The organism is Acidimicrobiales bacterium, assembly GCA_040219515.1.
Taxonomy (GTDB): Bacteria; Actinomycetota; Acidimicrobiia; order Acidimicrobiales; family Aldehydirespiratoraceae; genus JAJRXC01.
Genome location: JAVJSI010000012.1, coordinates 293951 through 309186 on the forward strand (window position 1 = coordinate 293951; position 15236 = coordinate 309186).

A 15236-nucleotide genomic window follows, 5' to 3' on the forward strand; every position below is an offset into this window, starting at 1 on the left:
CCATGCGAGGTCACAGAACGGCGAAGGCGGCGCGCAATTCGTCGACGAAGATCTCGGGTTGTTCCCAGGCGGCGAAGTGGCCGCCCTGGTCGAGTTCGTTCCAGTACTGGATGTTCTCGTAGCGCTGTTCGGCCCAGCGCTGTGAGCAGCGGATGATCTCCTTGGGGTAGATGCTGCAGCCGGTGGGCACGGTCACGTTGCCGCTGCCGAAGTCGGCGAAGCTCTCCCAGTAGAGGCGGGCCGACGAGGCGCCGGTCGCCGTGAACCAGTAGATCGAGATGTTGTCGAGGATCTGGTCGCGGGTCAGGGCCGACTCGGGGTGGCCGTCGTTGTCGGTCCAGGCCCACATCTTCTCGGCGATCCACGCGCACTGGCCGGCCGGAGAGTCGACCAACCCGTAGCCGAGCGTCTGCGGGCGGCTGGCCTGCTGCTTCGAGTAGCCCGAGTCCCAACGGTCGTAGTGGGCGAGACCCTCGAGCGCCGATGCTTCCTGCGGCGTCGGGTCGGCCAGCGACTCGGGCGTCGGGCCGGCCACCGGCATGTTGATGTGGATGGCCCGTGCGTTGCCCAGGTTCTGCATGCCGATGTAGGTGGTGACGGCGCTGCCCCAGTCGCCGCCCTGGGCGACATAGGAGTCGTAGCCGAGCCGCAGCATCAGCGTGTTCCACGCGGTGGCGATCCAGGCGACGCCCTTGCCGGTGTCAGTCGGCTTGGCGCTCCAGCCGTAGCCGGGCAGCGAGGGGATCACGAGGTGGAACGCATCATCCGCCGTGCCGCCGTGCTCGGTGGGATTGGTGAGCGGCTCGATCACGTTCATGAACTCCTCGACCGATCCCGGCCAGCCGTGGGTGAGGATCATCGGCGTTGCGTCATCGTGGGGCGAACGCACATGGATGAAGTGGATGTCGACGCCGTCGATCTCGGTGAGGAAGTTGTCGTAGGCGTTGATCGCCGACTCGAAGCGGCGCCAGTCGTAGTCGGTGGCCCAGTAATCGCACAGCTCCTGGGTGTAGGAGAGCGGAATGCCCTGGGTCCAGTCGTCGACCGTCTCCGCGTCGGGCCAGCGGGTGCGGGCCAGGCGATCGCGGAGGTCCTCGATGGCCGCATCGGGGACGTCGATGGTGAAGGGGCGGATGTCGTCGCTCATGGCGTGCAGCCTCGCCGCCACGGCTGCGGCGGGCAAGCTGTGATGGTCAGCCGATCGCGGACGCGGTGGCGATCCCGACCACCGGGTACTCGTAGAGCACCGGTTCGTCGCCGGTGAAGTCGACGACGAGGGGCGCCAGGGCGACGAGGTCGGCACCGAAGCCGGTGGTGCGGTTGACGACGATGTAGTCGTCGAATGCGACGATCGAAGGCACGTCGAGAGTGGACCTGTCGGGCACGGGCTCGCCGAGCGTGAGGGTCAACGTGGACTCACCGGTGAGGAGATCTGCGCCGTGCAGCACCCACGAGGCGGCGATGGGACCGGACTCGTTGGTCTCCGGGTCATATCCCCAGTCCGGGCCCTCCGCCCAGTACAGCGTGGAGCCGTCGGGTGAGATCGTCGCCGCGGTCACGTAGGGCGGTGCGTTGTAGTCGAGGTCGTCGGTCGGTGACGGCAGCTCGACCGCCGAGCCGTCGGCGTCGACGAAGCCGACCCACTCGGTGAGGTCGGACCAGGCGGTGGCAACGCCGAGCTCGGCGGCGCGGTTCCAGTGGAAGTCGGTCACCGTGAACTCTGCCTCGGCCGAGAGCCCCAGATCGGCGACGAGGCGCAGGTCGTCGACCGCCCATGCCTGGACCCCACCGAACGCATCGCCTACGAGAGCAAGGTCGTCAGGAGCGGCAACGGCGACGATGACCGACTCGACGCCGTCGACCACCGCCACGTCGTAGATCGCCGCCACGTCGAGCTCGTCGCGGCCACCGTCGAATCCGTAGCGGGCGAAGGACGTGATGTCCTGTCCGTTGGGGCCGCTCGTGACCTCGCCGACGAAGACGTCGCCATTGCTCGCCTGGTGGATGTCGGTGACGGGGTGATCGGTGTCGCTCTCGACGACGATCACGGCGTCGAGGGACCCGTCGGCGGCTGGTCGGTAGTGGACGACCGAGGTGCCGTCGGCGAGTACCAGCGCCGGCGGTGTCGCGCCGTTCAGGTCGGCGGGCCACAGGATGGGCTCGGTCGTGGTCGTCGGCGCGGTGGGGGTCACCACGGTGGGCTCGGGTGGTGGCGTGCCCGACGAGTCCTGCGCGGTCTGGACGAAGTTGACGTAGCCGTCCTCCTGTTCGAGAGAGACCCCTTCGGCGGTGAGTTCGGCCGGGTCGACCCAGATCGTCGTCATTCCTTCGTCGGTGGCCGGCGAGATGTTCACCACCAGCAGCTGGGGGTCGACCTCCAGGGTGAGACGAAGGCCCGCGTCGGCGTCGATGCCGAGGTCGAGGCTGCGGGGCTCCGTGCCGTTGAAGTTCACGCCTTCGAGCGTCCAGCCGCCGCCGAAGTCCTGCTGGAGGTACCAGACGCCGTCGCCGTCCGCGTCGAAACGGGCGGCGTAGACCTGCGTGTCGCCCGCAGGGAGGATCTCCTCCCGATCGAGCGGATCGGGGAAGCCCAGATCGACGCCGTCGAGGTCGTGAACCGTCCACGACGGACCGCCCTCGGAGCCGCTCGAGACGAGCACGAGGCCGCCGTGCACGTCGACACGGTCGACCGACCACTCGATGCCGTACGCATCGGCGAGGAAGACGTCCGAGTCGCCCGTGGTGAGGTCGAACTTGCGGAGATCGCCGGTCAGGTCTTCGGTGAGGCCACCGTCGGCGAAAGTGGGTATGTCGCCGACGAACGCCAACGGCACGCCGTCGACCACCGCACCCCCGACGAGGTCACCGAACTCGCTCAGGACCGCGACCGTGTCGTCGGTACGGTGGTGGCGCACGACACCGGCGAGGTCGTCTGGTGTCGCCCCGACTTCGAGCAGGAACGAGCCGTCGGCCAACGCCAAGGCCTCCGTGATGAACTCGCCGGGGGTCGCCGTGTAGAGGACGGTCGTGGTCATGTCGTCATCGACCGATCCGTCGGCGTTGACGCGCACGAACTCGCGACCGTCGATGAGACCGGTGGTCGACCCGGCGAACCCGGCGTCTTCGCCGTCGTCGGGCACGCTGTGGTCGTCGGGCGGGGTGCTGTCGTCGGGGACCGTGCCGTCGTCGGGCTGGTCGACCGTGTCCTGGTCGATCCCGTCGTCATCGTCGGTGAGCGAGGCGAGGCCGAACCCGCCGAGGAGCAGGAACGCCCCGACAGCCACGCCGGCGAGGGCGCGCCGCCGGTTGGTGATCTGACGGGCCCGACGCTCGACGCCGTCGAAGCCGGGCGTGATGGTCGGGACGTCGTCCACGCGGCCCCGGACGCTGTTCCCGAGGGCGGCGCCGAGATCGTCGTCGCTCAGATTCGAGGACCGTCGGTCGGGGGAGTCGTTCATCGTTCGATCACCTTTCGAAGATCGTCGAGCCCGCGCGCGGCGAGGCTGCGCACGGTCGCAGGACGGACGCCGAGGTGTTCGGCGATCTCGTGGTCGGGCATGTCGGCGTAGAAGCGCAGGACGAGGACGATCCGTCGCTTGGGGGAGAGCGAGGCGAGCGCGTCGGCCAGGTACTCGTCCTCAGCCGGCGTCGAGACCGGCAGGGCCGGGGGCCTGATGCGGCGCCGGACCTCACGTTTGCGGAGTTCGCCGCGCGCACCGTTGATCACGCTCGTGCGCAGGTAGCCACCGGGATTGGTGAGCGAGTCGAAGCGCCGGAGGGTGCGGGCGAAGGCTTCCTGCACGATCTCCTCGGCCCGGTCGGTCGAATCGACGAGTGCTCGGGCGAGACGCACCAGCACGGGATACTCACGGCGCCAGAGATCTTCGAGTGACGCGACCTCGGGGGTTGTCTCGGCCTCGATGAGCGGCGGGGGATCGGCTTCCAGAATCATCACCCCCTACGACGCGCCGGCCCCCGGAAGTGTTGCACCCCCGCAGCCGGTCGAGCGGTCAGGGGGTCGGCACCCAGTTGCCGTGGAAGCCGTAGGGCACGCGCTGCGGCAGGTGCACGATCGCCTGCGGTTCACCGGTGAAGTCCTGGGCGTTGAGGATCACGACGTCGGCGGTGTCGGTGGTGGCATCGTGGACGTAGCTGAGACACCAGCCGTCGTCCTCGTCGGCGTCGGCGCTACGGGGAACGAACACCATCTCCTGGCTGGCCCGACCCGGTCCGAAGTCGCGGATCTCCGCGGTGCCGGCGCGGAGGTCCTGCTTGTGGGCGTTGCCCTCCTCGCCGACGAAGCCGACGGTGTAGCCATAGCGGGCATCTCGACCGACGCGCCGCTCGTCGACGCGGGGGAACTCCTGGTTGCGGTCGTCGAGCAGCTCCTCGCTGACGGTTCCCTTGGCGGGGTCGAGCACCCAGCGATGGAGCTGTGGCGGACCCTCGGCCGGTCCGTTGGTGATGGTGTCGAACACGGAGTCGTGGCGGCAGACGTCGAGCTGGATGGTGCCGTCGGCTCGATCGAACGAGTTCATCGGATGGAAGACGAAGCAGGGGTCGAGTTCGCACCACTGCACCTCGCTGGCCGGGGCGTCGAAGGGGAGCACCCCGATGCGAGAGACCTCGTCGGGCTTCCAGCGGTAGGGCAGGTTCGAGCCGCTCATGGCTGCGTCGAGATCGAAGTGCACGGGCAAGTCGAGGATGAGCACGGCCGACTCGGTGATCGAACAGTCGTGGATCATCGGGCTGTGGCCGACGGGCACGTCGACGGTGCGGCGGACTCGTCCGTCGCTGCCGACGACGACATAGCGGACGAAGTCCCAGCCGAAGTAGTACGTGACGGCGTGGAGCTCGCCGGTGCTCGGGTCGCGTTTCGGGTGGGCAGTGAACGTGCCGTCGAGCGTGCCGCCGAAGTCGTCGGACGCGATGGTCTCGAGCTCGTCGTCGAGCGCGACCGGGAAGTTCAACGCTTCGACGATCGCCAGCGTCTTGCCGGCATGGCTGATGATGTTGGTGTTGGCATTGCCATCGCCGCCTGCGTGCCGTGGCCCGGGCATGCGAGGCCGACCGAACGCGTCGGCCACCTGATCGCTGTTGACGTAGCGGTTGCGGTACCACTGGGCCCGACCGCCGCCGAGTCGAAGGCCGTGGGTCATGCCGCTGCCGGTGAACCAGTGCTCGTCGGGTGAGGGTTCGGCCACCGGGTTCGGCCCGATGCGCAGGAGTCGTCCGTCGAGCTCGTCGGGGATCGTGCCGGTGATGGGGAGGTCGAGGGCGGTGATCTCCTCACGAACCGGCGCGTAGTTGTCCTGGTAGAAGTCCACGGTGCTCATGCCACCCAGTCTCCTGCAGCCTCGGTCGCCGCGCATCCCCCTCACGAACGATTCGGGTGAGCGGGCCGAGAAGTTGCAGCGTTGGGGTCAGACCCCAAGCGCTGCAACTTCGAGGGCTTCGTCCTACTGTGAGGGTGTGCAGCACGGCATCTTCGTGGCCCCGTTCGGACGGTTCGCCGATCCGCACAAGCTCGTGGATCTGGCTGCGATCGCCGAGGAGTCGGGATGGGACGGCGTGTTCCTGTGGGACCACGTGTTGCGGCCGGAGACGAACGAGATCGTCGACACCTGGGTGGCCTTGGGGGCGATGGCAGCCGCCACGGAAACGATCCGGCTCGGCCCGATGGTCACCCCGGTGCCGCGACGACGCCCGATCAAGCTCGCCCGCGAGATCCTCACCGTCGACCTCATGAGCGACGGACGGCTCACGGTGGGCGTCGGGTCGGGCACCGATTCGGGTGGCGAGCTGTCGCGCTTCGACGAGATCGTCGATGCTCGGGTGCGGGGCGCCCGGCTCGACGAGGGCCTCGACATCGTCGCCCGCCTGCTCGAGGGCGAGACCCTGGCCCATGTCGGAGAGCACTTCAGGGTCGACGGCGTGTCGCTCGAACCCCGGCCCGCGCAGCGACCGCGGCCGCCGATCTGGTGCGCGGCGCGAGGCACGGCCATGAAGCCGGTCCGGCGCGCGGCCGGGTATGAAGGTGTGTTCCCCATCGAGGTCGACGCCGACAGCTTCTCCCGGATGCTCGACGAGGTCGCCACCGTGCGAGGCAATCTCGACGGCTTCGACGTGTGTCTGCGCACCAATCACGACGGCGTGCCGCCACCCTTCGCCGACCGCGGCGCCACCTGGCTACTCCGGGCCTTCCCCCCTGTCGTCGAGCACTCGAAGGTGTTCGCCGCCGTCGTCCACGGCCCTTCCTCCTGAACTGTCCCAACGGTGTCAGACACCCGTCTCACCACACCGTTGGGACGGGTGTCTGACACCGTTGGGACGGGGGTCTGACCCCAACGCTGCAACTTGGGGGGCGCCCGTTTCGGGGTGGAGGGCGGTCCGCAGGTAGATTGCCGCCGTGGTTGATCACTCCATGAAGGCAAAACTCGAAGATCTGCGTGAGCGCAAGGAACAAGCGCTCCATGCCGGGTCGGATCGCTCCGTGCAACGCCAGCACGATAAGGGAAAGATGCTCGCCCGCGAGCGCATCGAGTACCTGCTCGACGAGGGATCGTTCAACGAGCTCGACATGTTGGCCCGGCATCGTGCGGCGGAGGGCGTGCTCGAGGAGCGGCCCTACACCGACGGCGTCATCACCGGTTGGGGCACCGTCGACGGTCGCAAGGTGTTCGTGTTCTCCCAGGACTTCACCGTCATGGGCGGTGCGCTCGGCGAGGTGTTCGCCGAGAAGCTCCACAAGGTGATGGACCTCGCGCTCGCCACCGGTGCGCCGATGATCGGTCTCAACGACGGCGCCGGGGCCCGGATCCAGGAGGGCGTGGTGTCGCTCGACGGCTACGGCGGCATCTTCTACCGCAACGTCCAATCGTCGGGCGTCATCCCACAGATCTCGGTGATCCTCGGCCCGTGCGCCGGTGGCGCCGTCTACAGCCCGGCCATGACCGACTTCATCTTCATGGTGCGTGAGAAGTCGCACATGTTCATCACCGGTCCCGACGTGGTCAAGACCGTGACGGGCGAAGAGGTCACGCTCGAGGAGCTCGGCGGCGCCGGCTCCCACAGCAGCAAGTCCGGTGTGGCGACGTTCGTGTCGGACTCCGAGGAGGAGGTGCTCGACGAGGTCAAGTACCTGTTGAGCTTCCTGCCGTCGAACAATCTCGAACAGACCCCGCGGATCGAGACCGGCGACGACCCCGATCGACTCTGCCCCGAACTCGACGAGATCCTTCCCGACAGCGCCAACGTCCCCTACGACATGAAGCACGTCATCGGCCACGTGGTCGACGATGGTGACTACATGGAGTACCACTCGGCGTGGGGCAAGAGCATCACGTGCGGCTACGCCCGTGTCGACGGCCGTGCCGTCGGCATCGTGGGCAACCAGCCGATGATGCTCGCCGGCGTGCTCGACATCGAGTCGGCCGAGAAGGCCGCCCGGTTCGTGCGCACCTGCGACGCGTTCAACATCCCGCTGATCACCTTCGTCGACGTACCCGGGTTCCTGCCCGGCGTCGACCAGGAGTACGGCGGCATCATCCGCCACGGCGCGAAGCTCCTCTACGCCTACTGCGAGGCGACCGTGCCGCGCATCCAGATCATCACCCGCAAGGCCTACGGCGGCGCCTACGTGGTCATGGACTCGAAGTCGGTCGGTTCCGATCTCGCGTTCGCCTGGCCCACGGCCGAACTCGCGGTGATGGGCTCGCAGGGCGCGGTCGAGATCATCCATCGCCGTGAACTCGCCGACGCGGCTGATCCGGTCGCTCGCCGGGCCGAGCTGATCGAGGACTACACCGAGCGCCTCGCCAATCCCTACATCGCAGCCGAGCGCGGCTATGTCGACGACGTGATCGAACCGTCGGAGACCCGTCGCAAGATCGTGGCCGGCCTCCGTCTGCTCGAGTCGAAGCGGGAAGAGCTGCCCAAGCGCAAGCACGGGAACGTGCCGCTGTGATGGAGATCATGTAATGGAGATCTCGCCGGCTCCCTCCGACGAGGAGATGGCCGCGATCCTCGCGGCCTACGAGGCCCTGTGGCCTCGCCCCGACGCGGCGACGATGCCTGACGAACTGCCCCGTTGGCGCTTCGCCGGCCGGTGGTGGTCCGACCGGCCCCGTTACGGCGGCTGGACGTGACACCCGCGAGCCCGGACGAGTACCGGGTTCGCTTCGACTGGGGGCCGATGGGCCTCCGCGCCATTTCCCCGCACGTCGACGTGGTGATCGTCGTCGACGTCTTGTCGTTCACGACCTGTGTCGACGTCGCCCTCGGCCGCGGCGTCGAGGTGTTCCCCTACAAGATGAACGACGGGACGGCCGAGGACTACGCCGCGTCGATCGGCGCCGAGCTCGCCGGTGGTCGAGGGAGCGAGGCGTCGTTCTCGCTGTCGCCGACGTCGCTGGCCGAGGCGCCGGCCGGACTCAGGCTCGTGCTGCCGTCGCCGAACGGTTCTGCCCTCGCGTTCGGTGCGGTCGATGCAGGGGCGGGCGAGGTGGTGGCCGCGTGCATCCGCAACGGTGCGGCGGTCGGCAGCGCGTTCGCCGACGAGGACCTGACCGTCGGCGTCGTCGCGGCCGGCGAACGATGGCACGGGTCGACCGGCCCGATGCGGGTCGCAGTGGAGGACCTGCTCGGTGCCGGCGCCGTGCTCTCGATGTTCGACCGGCTCGATCTCAGCCCGGAGGCCCGGGCCGCAGCGGCGGCCTGGCACGACGCCGAGAACGACATCGTCGAACGACTCCATCGATCGGTGTCGGGGCGGGAGTTGTGCGAGCAGGGTTGGGCGGACGATGTCACGCTGGCGGCCCAGTCCCACGTGAGTGATCTCGTACCGGTGTTGCGCGGCGCCTGTTTCGGCGACCGCTCGGACTGAGTGTCGCTGCGGCGCCGGCGGCGAGTCAGCGGATCTGCGCGCGAAGTTCGGCGAGCCAGTCGTCGGCCTCGACCACACCGTCGCGGTTCGACTGTTGCTCCTCGGTCGTGCCGTAGGCCGACGGGTAGGAACCGAGGAACTTCACGCGTCCGTGCTTCATCTGGATGTTGCGCAGCGCGTCACCCACGACCTGGTCGGCGATGTGGCCTTCGCAGTCGATCAGAAAGCAGTAGTCGCCGAGTCCGGTGCGGGTGGGCCGGCTCTCGAGCTTGGTGAGGTTGATGTTCCGGGCGGCGAACTCGGAGAGGATGGCCACGAGCGATCCGGGTTCGTCGGCTCGCTGGTAGATCACGATCGAGGTCTTGTCGTGGCCGGTGGGCGGGGTGACGCCGTTGCGGCTCACGAGTACGAATCGGGTCTGGTTCTCGGGGTGGTCCTCGATGCCGGCCGCGAGGATCTCCAGCCCGTAGACCTCCGCCGAGCGGCGTGGCGCGATCGCCGCGGTGTCGGTGCGGCCGGACGCCGCGAGTTCGCGGGCCGCGTCGGCGGTGGAGTTCGTCGCCTCGACGGCGGCCTTGGCGAGATGGTCGGCGAGGTAGCGGCGGCACTGGGCGTAGGCGACGGGCATCGAACGAACGTGTTCGATGTCGTCGAGGACGACGCCGGCATGTGCGAGCAGGTTGAGGTTGACGTTCATCACCACCTCGCGCTGGATGAGGAGGTCCGCGTCGAACGCGAGGGTGTCGATCGTGGCGTTGACGGCTCCCTCGATCATGTTCTCGATCGCCGCGAAGCCGTAGTCGACGGCGGCGTTCTCGACGGCCCGGAGGACCTCGGTGATGCTGCCGAAACGGATGAGCTCCATCTCGCTCAGGTCCGGTTGGGTGAGCACGGCCTGCTCGGTGAACGTGCCGACGGGGCCCAGGTAGGCGAGGGTGGGCGGAGAAGCGGTGGTGTCGGTCACAACTCCGGAGGATAGGGGGCCGGGCCGCGAGCCGATCCGGTATTACAGTTGAACCTGCGGGTGTGGTTGTAGACGTAACACAAGGGTCGTAGGATTTCCCCATGACCACTGCGATGTCCCACGACGAGCTGGTCGAGGCGTTCACCGGCGGTCTCGCGCCCGCCGATCGGGTCGAACCCTTCGCCGGGTCCGACCGGCTCCGTCCCGACGGACGGCCTCGGCCCGAGTTCCGCGCCGAGCTGCGAAGGATCCCCGACGCCCGCAACGCATTGCTCGTCGCCGTGGCGGTGGTGTACCCGTTCGTGACGGTCGGTGCCGCGGTTGCCATTGATCACCCGGTGGGGTGGGTCGTCGCGTTCTTCGTGATGGGCGCCTACTTCCAGCGAGCGCTCACGCTGTTCCACGAGGCCGCCCACCGTCTGCTCTTCAGCAACCGCACCCTCAACGACTGGGTGGGCGAGCGGTTCATCGGCTGGCTCGCCTTCGGCACCGGTGACTCGGCCTACCGCAAGGCCCATTCGCAGCACCACCGCGACGAGTTCGGCGCCAAGGAGCCGGACTTCGGGCTCTACGCCCGCTACCCGGTGCCGCCCGACTCCCTGCGCCGCAAGCTCGTTCGCGACGCGATCGGCGTGTCGGGCTGGAAGAACGTCAAGCCGTCGATCGTCGGACTGTTCACGAAGGGCCGCCGGGTTCGGGCGATGCGTTTCCTCGGTGGTCAGGTGGTCGTGGCCGCGGTGTTCGCCGCGTTCGGCCACCCGTGGCTGTATCTGTTCCTCTGGCTGCTGCCGTGGCTGACCTATTGGCGAGTGGCCAACCGGCTGCGCGCACTGGCCGAACACGCCGGGATGACCCGGTCCGACGACCGCCGTCTCACCACCCACCACATCCGGCAGGGCTTCCTGTCGAAGCACGTCTTCTTGTCGCAGTCGATCGGCTACCACCTCGCCCACCACGTCGACTCGGGTATCCCGATGGCGAACCTGCCCAAGCTCCACCGGGCGCTCGTGGAGGACGGCTACGTCAGTGACGCGATCACCCACGACGGCTACTGGTCGTTCTGGCGGACCCTGACCCGACGGGCGGACTGACCGATGGCGCTGTCCGCTCGCAGCATCGTCGCGTCGACGCTGTTGGGGACGACTCCGCCGCGGCTGCCGAGCCGCCTGCTCGTGGCCTTCGCCGAGGAGTTCGGCGTCGCCCCGGGAACCACACGGGTCGCGCTCAGCCGCATGGTCGAGCGGGGCGAGTTGATCCGGGACGACGACGGCACCGTTGCGCTCAGCGGAGAGCTCCTCGACCGCCAGGGGCGCCAGGAGGAAGGTCTCGCCCCGCACGTGCGGCCGTGGACCGGCGACTGGGAGATGTACCTGGTGCGCGACGGCGGGCGCGAGTCGAGCGAGCGTGCCGCGTTGCGTCGCGCCGCCACCCACCTGGGGCTGCGCGAGCACCGTGAGGGCGTGTGGCTCCGGCCCGACAACCTCGACCCCGAACGTCAGCGCACCGCGCGGGAGGTGGTCGACGCGCAGTGCGATCGGTTCGCCGCTGCGCCGGCCGACCCCGACCCGGTGGGTCTTGCCGCGTCGCTGTTCGAGCTCGCCGACTGGGCCGCCGAAGCCGAGCGCTGCCGTGCCCGGATGACGACCATGGCCGCCACCCTCGAGTTCGGTCGGCCGGGGGCCCTGGCCGACGGATTCGAGACCGCCGCCCACTCGCTGCGGCACCTCGTGTCCGACCCGAGACTGCCCGACGAGCTGTGTCCGGCCGGTTGGCCCGCCCCCGCGTTGCGGCGGGACTACCACGACTACAACGAGCGGTACCGACAGCACCTGTCGGCCTTCTTCCGCAGCCGATCTAGATTGGCTGGATGAGCGATCGCTTCTACTTCCGTCAACTGCTCTCGGGCCGCGACTTCGCGACCAGCGACCCCATGGCCGCCCAGATGGTGAACTTCGTCTACGCCATCGGCGACCGCGACACCGGCGAAGCGCTGCTGGTCGATCCGGCCTACGACGTCAACGGTCTCGTCGATGTGCTGGAGGCCGATGGCATGCGCTGCACCGGGGTGCTGGCGACGCACTATCACCCCGACCATGTGGGCGGCTCCATGATGGGCATGAAGCTCGAGGGCGTCGCCGAGCTGATGGAACGCGTCGAGGTGCCCATCCACGTGCAGGCCGACGAAGCCGAGTTCGTCGCGAAGGTCACCGGCCTCGGCGACGCGTCGCTGGTGCAGCACCGCAGCGGCGACAAGGTGAACGTCGGCGCGATCGAGATCGAGCTGATCCACACGCCCGGCCACACGCCGGGCAGCCAGTGCTTCTTCGTCGATGGCCGCCTCGTCGCCGGCGACACGCTCTTCCTCGACGGTTGCGGACGCACCGACTTCCCCGGGTCGAGCCCCGAGGAGATGTACGAGAGCCTCACCCAGCGACTGGCCAAGGTGCCCGACGACGCGGTCCTCTATCCCGGCCACCAGTATTCGGTCGAGTCGTCGGCCACGATGGGCATCACCCGCGAGCGCAACGTGGTCTTCCGGCCGACGTCACGCGAGCAATGGCTCGCGGTGTTCGGGAGCTGACGCTCAGGTCACGTCCTGCTGCCACATGTGCATGCAGTTGTCGCAGCTGTAGAACTCGACCTGGCTGAACCGGTCGAACAGGTCCCGATGGGCCAGTCCCATGCACTTCGGGCAGTTGGCCGTGGGTCGCTCTTCGTCGCGCAGATCGATCGCCGGGTCGGGGACCTCCGCCGCCATCGCGACCTCGTTGGTTTCGGTCTCCGCGGCAGGCTCCGGCTCGGGGGCGACGGGCACCATCGACAGCCGACTCAGCGGCGGACGCGTGGGGGTGGGCGCAGCGGCGGGTGTGGGGGTCGGGTCCGGGGCCGGTGGAGTGGTGGCCGGCTTCTCGGCGACCGTCGTGGTCGACGCCTGGCCGAAGGCATGTCGGGCCCGCAGGCCGAGGCGCCAGCGTGAGCGGTCGGGCTCGGACTCGTCGTAGAGCTCGGCAACCTCGTGGGCATCGCCCAGCTGACCGCGAATCGTCGCGAGGGCCTTGGCCGGATCGGCGACGGAAGACCCGAGCGGATCGCGTTCGAGGTCGCGCAGATCGATGACCCCGTCGGCGTCGAGAACGAAGTCGTCCACCCGTTGCGCTTCGACCGTGGTCCGCTCCAGCGCAGCGTTTCGAAGGCGGCTGGCCAACGGTTCGTTGGGCCTGTCGATGTTCTTCTCGGCGTTCATCACCGGTGTCCTCCACACGTTGCGCATCACTCGGATGGGCCACATCCGTCGAACCCAACGCTAGGAGGAACCGGCGTGGCGCAGCATGAGTCGGAGGGCCTATTTCGACGCCAGGGCGACCACCTCTGCGGTCGTCCAGCCGGCGGCGATCCCGGGGGCCGCCATGAGCGCGGCGACCAGCGATTCGACCGGTTCGTCGTGCACCTCGAGCAGGCCTCGCAGGATGGTGCCGAGGTAGGGGGCGGACGGTGGGTTCGGTGGCCGCGACGTCGGTGGGCGGGGCGAGGTGAACGTGACGACGGGGATACCGTCGATCGGGGGGAAGGCGAGGAGTCCGTCGTAGAAACCGTCGCCGAGGGCGGTGACCGACCCGGCGACGAGCTGATCCACGGGCATCGGTGTCGCGGCGCGTCGGCTCTCCTGCGCCGCGACGTCGTCGAACTGACCGCGGGTGATCAGGTAGCGCCGGCCCGGTGCTCGGCCGCCGGGTTCGTGATCGAGAAAGGCCACGCCGCCCCCGCCCCACTTGGCGCTGTTCCCGACGAATCGCACCCCGTGCGGAAACCAGAACGGCTCGCTCCGGGCGGGAGGCCGAGGATCACGGGCGCCGTTCTCCTGCCGCGTCGCCCCATCGGCGCGCCCGCCGGTCAGATAGGCCTCGAATCGCTCCCGTCGACAGTTCGAGCCGTAGGCCACGTACCAGATCGGCTCATCGTCGTTCGGGCTCACAGCCCGAGATCGTAGGACCCTGGGAACATGGGCCGTTCGACTCAAGAGATCGGCGCAGGGGCCGATTGATCAACAGAACCGCGCACGCGGCATCTCCCGCTCGACAGAGGACATGACATGACCGACCTGCACGACACCCACTCGAGTTCGACCGCACGCGAACAGGAGCTCGAAGTCGAGGTCGCCCGACTGCAGGCCGAACTCGACACGCTCAGGGGTGACGACCCGAGTCTGGTCACCTCGCGCTTCTTGTCGATGGCCGCGGCGACGGTCGACCAAGCGGTCGCCGACGCCCGTCGCGAGGCCGACGAGATCGTCGAAGAGGTCAGCGCCCAAGCCGAGGCGCGACGAGACGAGGCGACCCGTGTCGCGGCGGAGGCAGAGGCGCTGGCGGAGCAGAAGCTCGAGGAGGCCGATCGGGCGCAGGAAGCAGTGGACGCGGCGACCGAGCAGGCCGAGTCGATCAAGGCCGCGGCCACGAAGGAGGCGGCGGCGCACGTTGCCATCGAACGTCAGAAGGTCGCTGCCGAGCTGGAGGCGTTCGCTGCCGTTCGCGCCGCGCTCGACGAAGAGCGCGTCGCGCTCGAGACCTACCACGAGAAACTTCGCAAGGGCGTCCAGGACCTTGCCCAGTCGATGGTGTCGTTCATGGGCACCGAACTCCCCGACGGCTCCATCAGCGCGATCGACGATCTCGTGTCGCCGCAGCTCGAAGCGGCATTGTCCGATCTGGACTCGTCGTTCTCGGTCCACACCGCGTCCACGGAGATCTCCGACACCGACGCCGACGAGACCGACGAGACGGTGGCGGTCGACGAGCTCGACGACGTCGACCCGCTCGACACCCCGGCCCCGGTGGCCGAGGTCGAGGCCCCGGTGGCGGCCGATCCGTGGACCGCGATGCTCGAATCGGCCATTCCCGAGCACGACCGCATCGTCGACGTCCCCGACACGGCGATCGGCGAGATCCCGGCCGGCCCGACGTCCTTCTTCGGCGGTGCCCCCATCGTCGAGGACCCCGCAGCGACCACCAGCGCCGGGTTGTTCTCGCGTGCCGCGGCCGACGACACCGACGACACCGACGACACCGTCAGGGCCGGCGATGACGTCACCGCCACCGCCACCGCCACCGCCGGCGATGACGACACTGCCGACGGTAGCGATGACGAGACCGCCGACACCGGTGCCGAGGACGCGAAGTCGGGCCGTGGTGGCCTCTTCGGCATGCTCGGCGCTCGCCTGGTCCAGCAGACCTCGCCCGACGACCGCGCCGACGTCGTGGACACCGACGACACTCTGGACACCGAGGACAGCGATGATCAGGCGTTCCGTCAGTTCCTCGACGGCGACGACGCGCCGGATCCGAGCCGTGACTGGCTGTTGCGTCCCGAGGCCCGCTGAGACCCGCGTCCGGC

The 15236-nt window shown here is 68.7% G+C and carries 15 protein-coding genes; 8 read left to right on the forward strand and 7 right to left on the reverse strand.

The features are described from left to right. Positions 1 to 10 precede the first annotated feature (10 nt). From RIB98_12280 to RIB98_12295, 4 genes are read right to left on the reverse strand one after another with little or no spacing between them, the layout of a single operon-like run. Positions 11 to 1147 (reverse strand): alpha/beta fold hydrolase, encoded by a 1137-nt coding sequence (locus RIB98_12280; protein ID MEQ8841747.1) that lies wholly within the window; start codon positions 1145 to 1147, stop codon positions 11 to 13. A gap of 46 nt (positions 1148 to 1193) precedes the next feature. Then, complete coding sequence (locus tag RIB98_12285) at positions 1194 to 3458, reverse strand: hypothetical protein (GenBank protein ID MEQ8841748.1); 2265 nt, start codon at positions 3456 to 3458, stop codon at positions 1194 to 1196. Further along, positions 3455 to 3952 carry a sigma-70 family RNA polymerase sigma factor gene (locus RIB98_12290; GenBank protein ID MEQ8841749.1) on the reverse strand — a complete coding sequence of 166 codons (498 nt, stop codon included), beginning with the start codon at positions 3950 to 3952 and terminating at the stop codon, positions 3455 to 3457. The genes RIB98_12285 and RIB98_12290 overlap by 4 nt, the downstream gene beginning before the upstream one ends. Positions 3953 to 4010: 58 nt before the next feature. Next, positions 4011 to 5336 carry a carotenoid oxygenase family protein gene (locus RIB98_12295; GenBank protein MEQ8841750.1) on the reverse strand — a complete coding sequence of 442 codons (1326 nt, stop codon included), beginning with the start codon at positions 5334 to 5336 and terminating at the stop codon, positions 4011 to 4013. Positions 5337 to 5472: 136 nt separating this feature from the next. Here RIB98_12295 and RIB98_12300 point away from each other — a divergent pair, with 136 nt between their 5' ends. The 4 genes from RIB98_12300 to RIB98_12315 all read left to right on the forward strand — a co-directional run bounded on the left by RIB98_12300 (position 5473) and on the right by RIB98_12315 (position 8884). Continuing rightward, entirely contained in the window at positions 5473 to 6264 is a 792-nt protein-coding gene (locus RIB98_12300; GenBank protein MEQ8841751.1) for an LLM class flavin-dependent oxidoreductase, read from the forward strand. A gap of 145 nt (positions 6265 to 6409) precedes the next feature. After that, entirely contained in the window at positions 6410 to 7966 is a 1557-nt protein-coding gene (locus RIB98_12305) for an acyl-CoA carboxylase subunit beta (GenBank protein MEQ8841752.1), read from the forward strand. Positions 7967 to 7979: 13 nt separating this feature from the next. Then, entirely contained in the window at positions 7980 to 8147 is a 168-nt protein-coding gene (locus RIB98_12310) for a hypothetical protein (GenBank protein ID MEQ8841753.1), read from the forward strand. After that, positions 8144 to 8884: a 2-phosphosulfolactate phosphatase gene (locus tag RIB98_12315; protein MEQ8841754.1), complete on the forward strand. Its 741-nt coding sequence runs from the start codon at positions 8144 to 8146 to the stop codon at positions 8882 to 8884. The genes RIB98_12310 and RIB98_12315 overlap by 4 nt, the downstream gene beginning before the upstream one ends. Positions 8885 to 8909: 25 nt before the next feature. Here the strand turns inward: RIB98_12315 and pheA are convergent, their stop codons facing one another. Continuing rightward, on the reverse strand, positions 8910 to 9848 hold the full coding sequence (gene pheA, locus RIB98_12320; GenBank protein ID MEQ8841755.1) for a prephenate dehydratase: 939 nt from the start codon (positions 9846 to 9848) through the stop codon (positions 8910 to 8912). 101 nt (positions 9849 to 9949) lie between these two features. Between pheA and RIB98_12325 the strand changes: the two genes are divergently transcribed. From RIB98_12325 to RIB98_12335, 3 genes are read left to right on the forward strand one after another with little or no spacing between them, the layout of a single operon-like run. Then, complete coding sequence (locus tag RIB98_12325; GenBank protein ID MEQ8841756.1) at positions 9950 to 10939, forward strand: fatty acid desaturase; 990 nt, start codon at positions 9950 to 9952, stop codon at positions 10937 to 10939. A gap of 3 nt (positions 10940 to 10942) precedes the next feature. Next, positions 10943 to 11719: a PaaX family transcriptional regulator C-terminal domain-containing protein gene (locus RIB98_12330; protein MEQ8841757.1), complete on the forward strand. Its 777-nt coding sequence runs from the start codon at positions 10943 to 10945 to the stop codon at positions 11717 to 11719. Further along, positions 11716 to 12429 carry an MBL fold metallo-hydrolase gene (locus tag RIB98_12335; protein ID MEQ8841758.1) on the forward strand — a complete coding sequence of 238 codons (714 nt, stop codon included), beginning with the start codon at positions 11716 to 11718 and terminating at the stop codon, positions 12427 to 12429. The genes RIB98_12330 and RIB98_12335 overlap by 4 nt, the downstream gene beginning before the upstream one ends. A 3-nt stretch (positions 12430 to 12432) precedes the next feature. Here RIB98_12335 and RIB98_12340 read toward each other — a convergent pair whose 3' ends face one another. Next, positions 12433 to 13137 carry a hypothetical protein gene (locus RIB98_12340; GenBank protein ID MEQ8841759.1) on the reverse strand — a complete coding sequence of 235 codons (705 nt, stop codon included), beginning with the start codon at positions 13135 to 13137 and terminating at the stop codon, positions 12433 to 12435. 54 nt (positions 13138 to 13191) lie between these two features. Further along, positions 13192 to 13821, reverse strand: a complete 630-nt coding sequence (locus tag RIB98_12345; GenBank protein MEQ8841760.1) for a hypothetical protein — start codon at positions 13819 to 13821, stop codon at positions 13192 to 13194. A gap of 117 nt (positions 13822 to 13938) precedes the next feature. On the opposite strand from RIB98_12345, the gene RIB98_12350 reads away from it, so the two are divergent. Continuing rightward, entirely contained in the window at positions 13939 to 15222 is a 1284-nt protein-coding gene (locus tag RIB98_12350) for a hypothetical protein (protein MEQ8841761.1), read from the forward strand. The last annotated feature ends 14 nt before the right edge of the window (positions 15223 to 15236 follow it).

What these genes read in the sequence shown, in the direction of transcription:
- RIB98_12280 (MEQ8841747.1), bottom strand. Translation starts at nt 1,147, where the DNA reads ATGAGCGACGACATCCGCCCCTTCACCATCGACGTCCCCGATGCGGCC.
- RIB98_12285 (MEQ8841748.1), bottom strand. Translation starts at nt 3,458, where the DNA reads ATGAACGACTCCCCCGACCGACGGTCCTCGAATCTGAGCGACGACGAT.
- RIB98_12290 (MEQ8841749.1), bottom strand. Translation starts at nt 3,952, where the DNA reads ATGATTCTGGAAGCCGATCCCCCGCCGCTCATCGAGGCCGAGACAACC.
- RIB98_12295 (MEQ8841750.1), bottom strand. Translation starts at nt 5,336, where the DNA reads ATGAGCACCGTGGACTTCTACCAGGACAACTACGCGCCGGTTCGTGAG.
- RIB98_12310 (MEQ8841753.1), top strand. Translation starts at nt 7,980, where the DNA reads ATGGAGATCTCGCCGGCTCCCTCCGACGAGGAGATGGCCGCGATCCTC.
- RIB98_12325 (MEQ8841756.1), top strand. Translation starts at nt 9,950, where the DNA reads ATGACCACTGCGATGTCCCACGACGAGCTGGTCGAGGCGTTCACCGGC.
- RIB98_12330 (MEQ8841757.1), top strand. Translation starts at nt 10,943, where the DNA reads ATGGCGCTGTCCGCTCGCAGCATCGTCGCGTCGACGCTGTTGGGGACG.
- RIB98_12335 (MEQ8841758.1), top strand. Translation starts at nt 11,716, where the DNA reads ATGAGCGATCGCTTCTACTTCCGTCAACTGCTCTCGGGCCGCGACTTC.
- RIB98_12340 (MEQ8841759.1), bottom strand. Translation starts at nt 13,137, where the DNA reads ATGTGGCCCATCCGAGTGATGCGCAACGTGTGGAGGACACCGGTGATG.
- RIB98_12350 (MEQ8841761.1), top strand. Translation starts at nt 13,939, where the DNA reads ATGACCGACCTGCACGACACCCACTCGAGTTCGACCGCACGCGAACAG.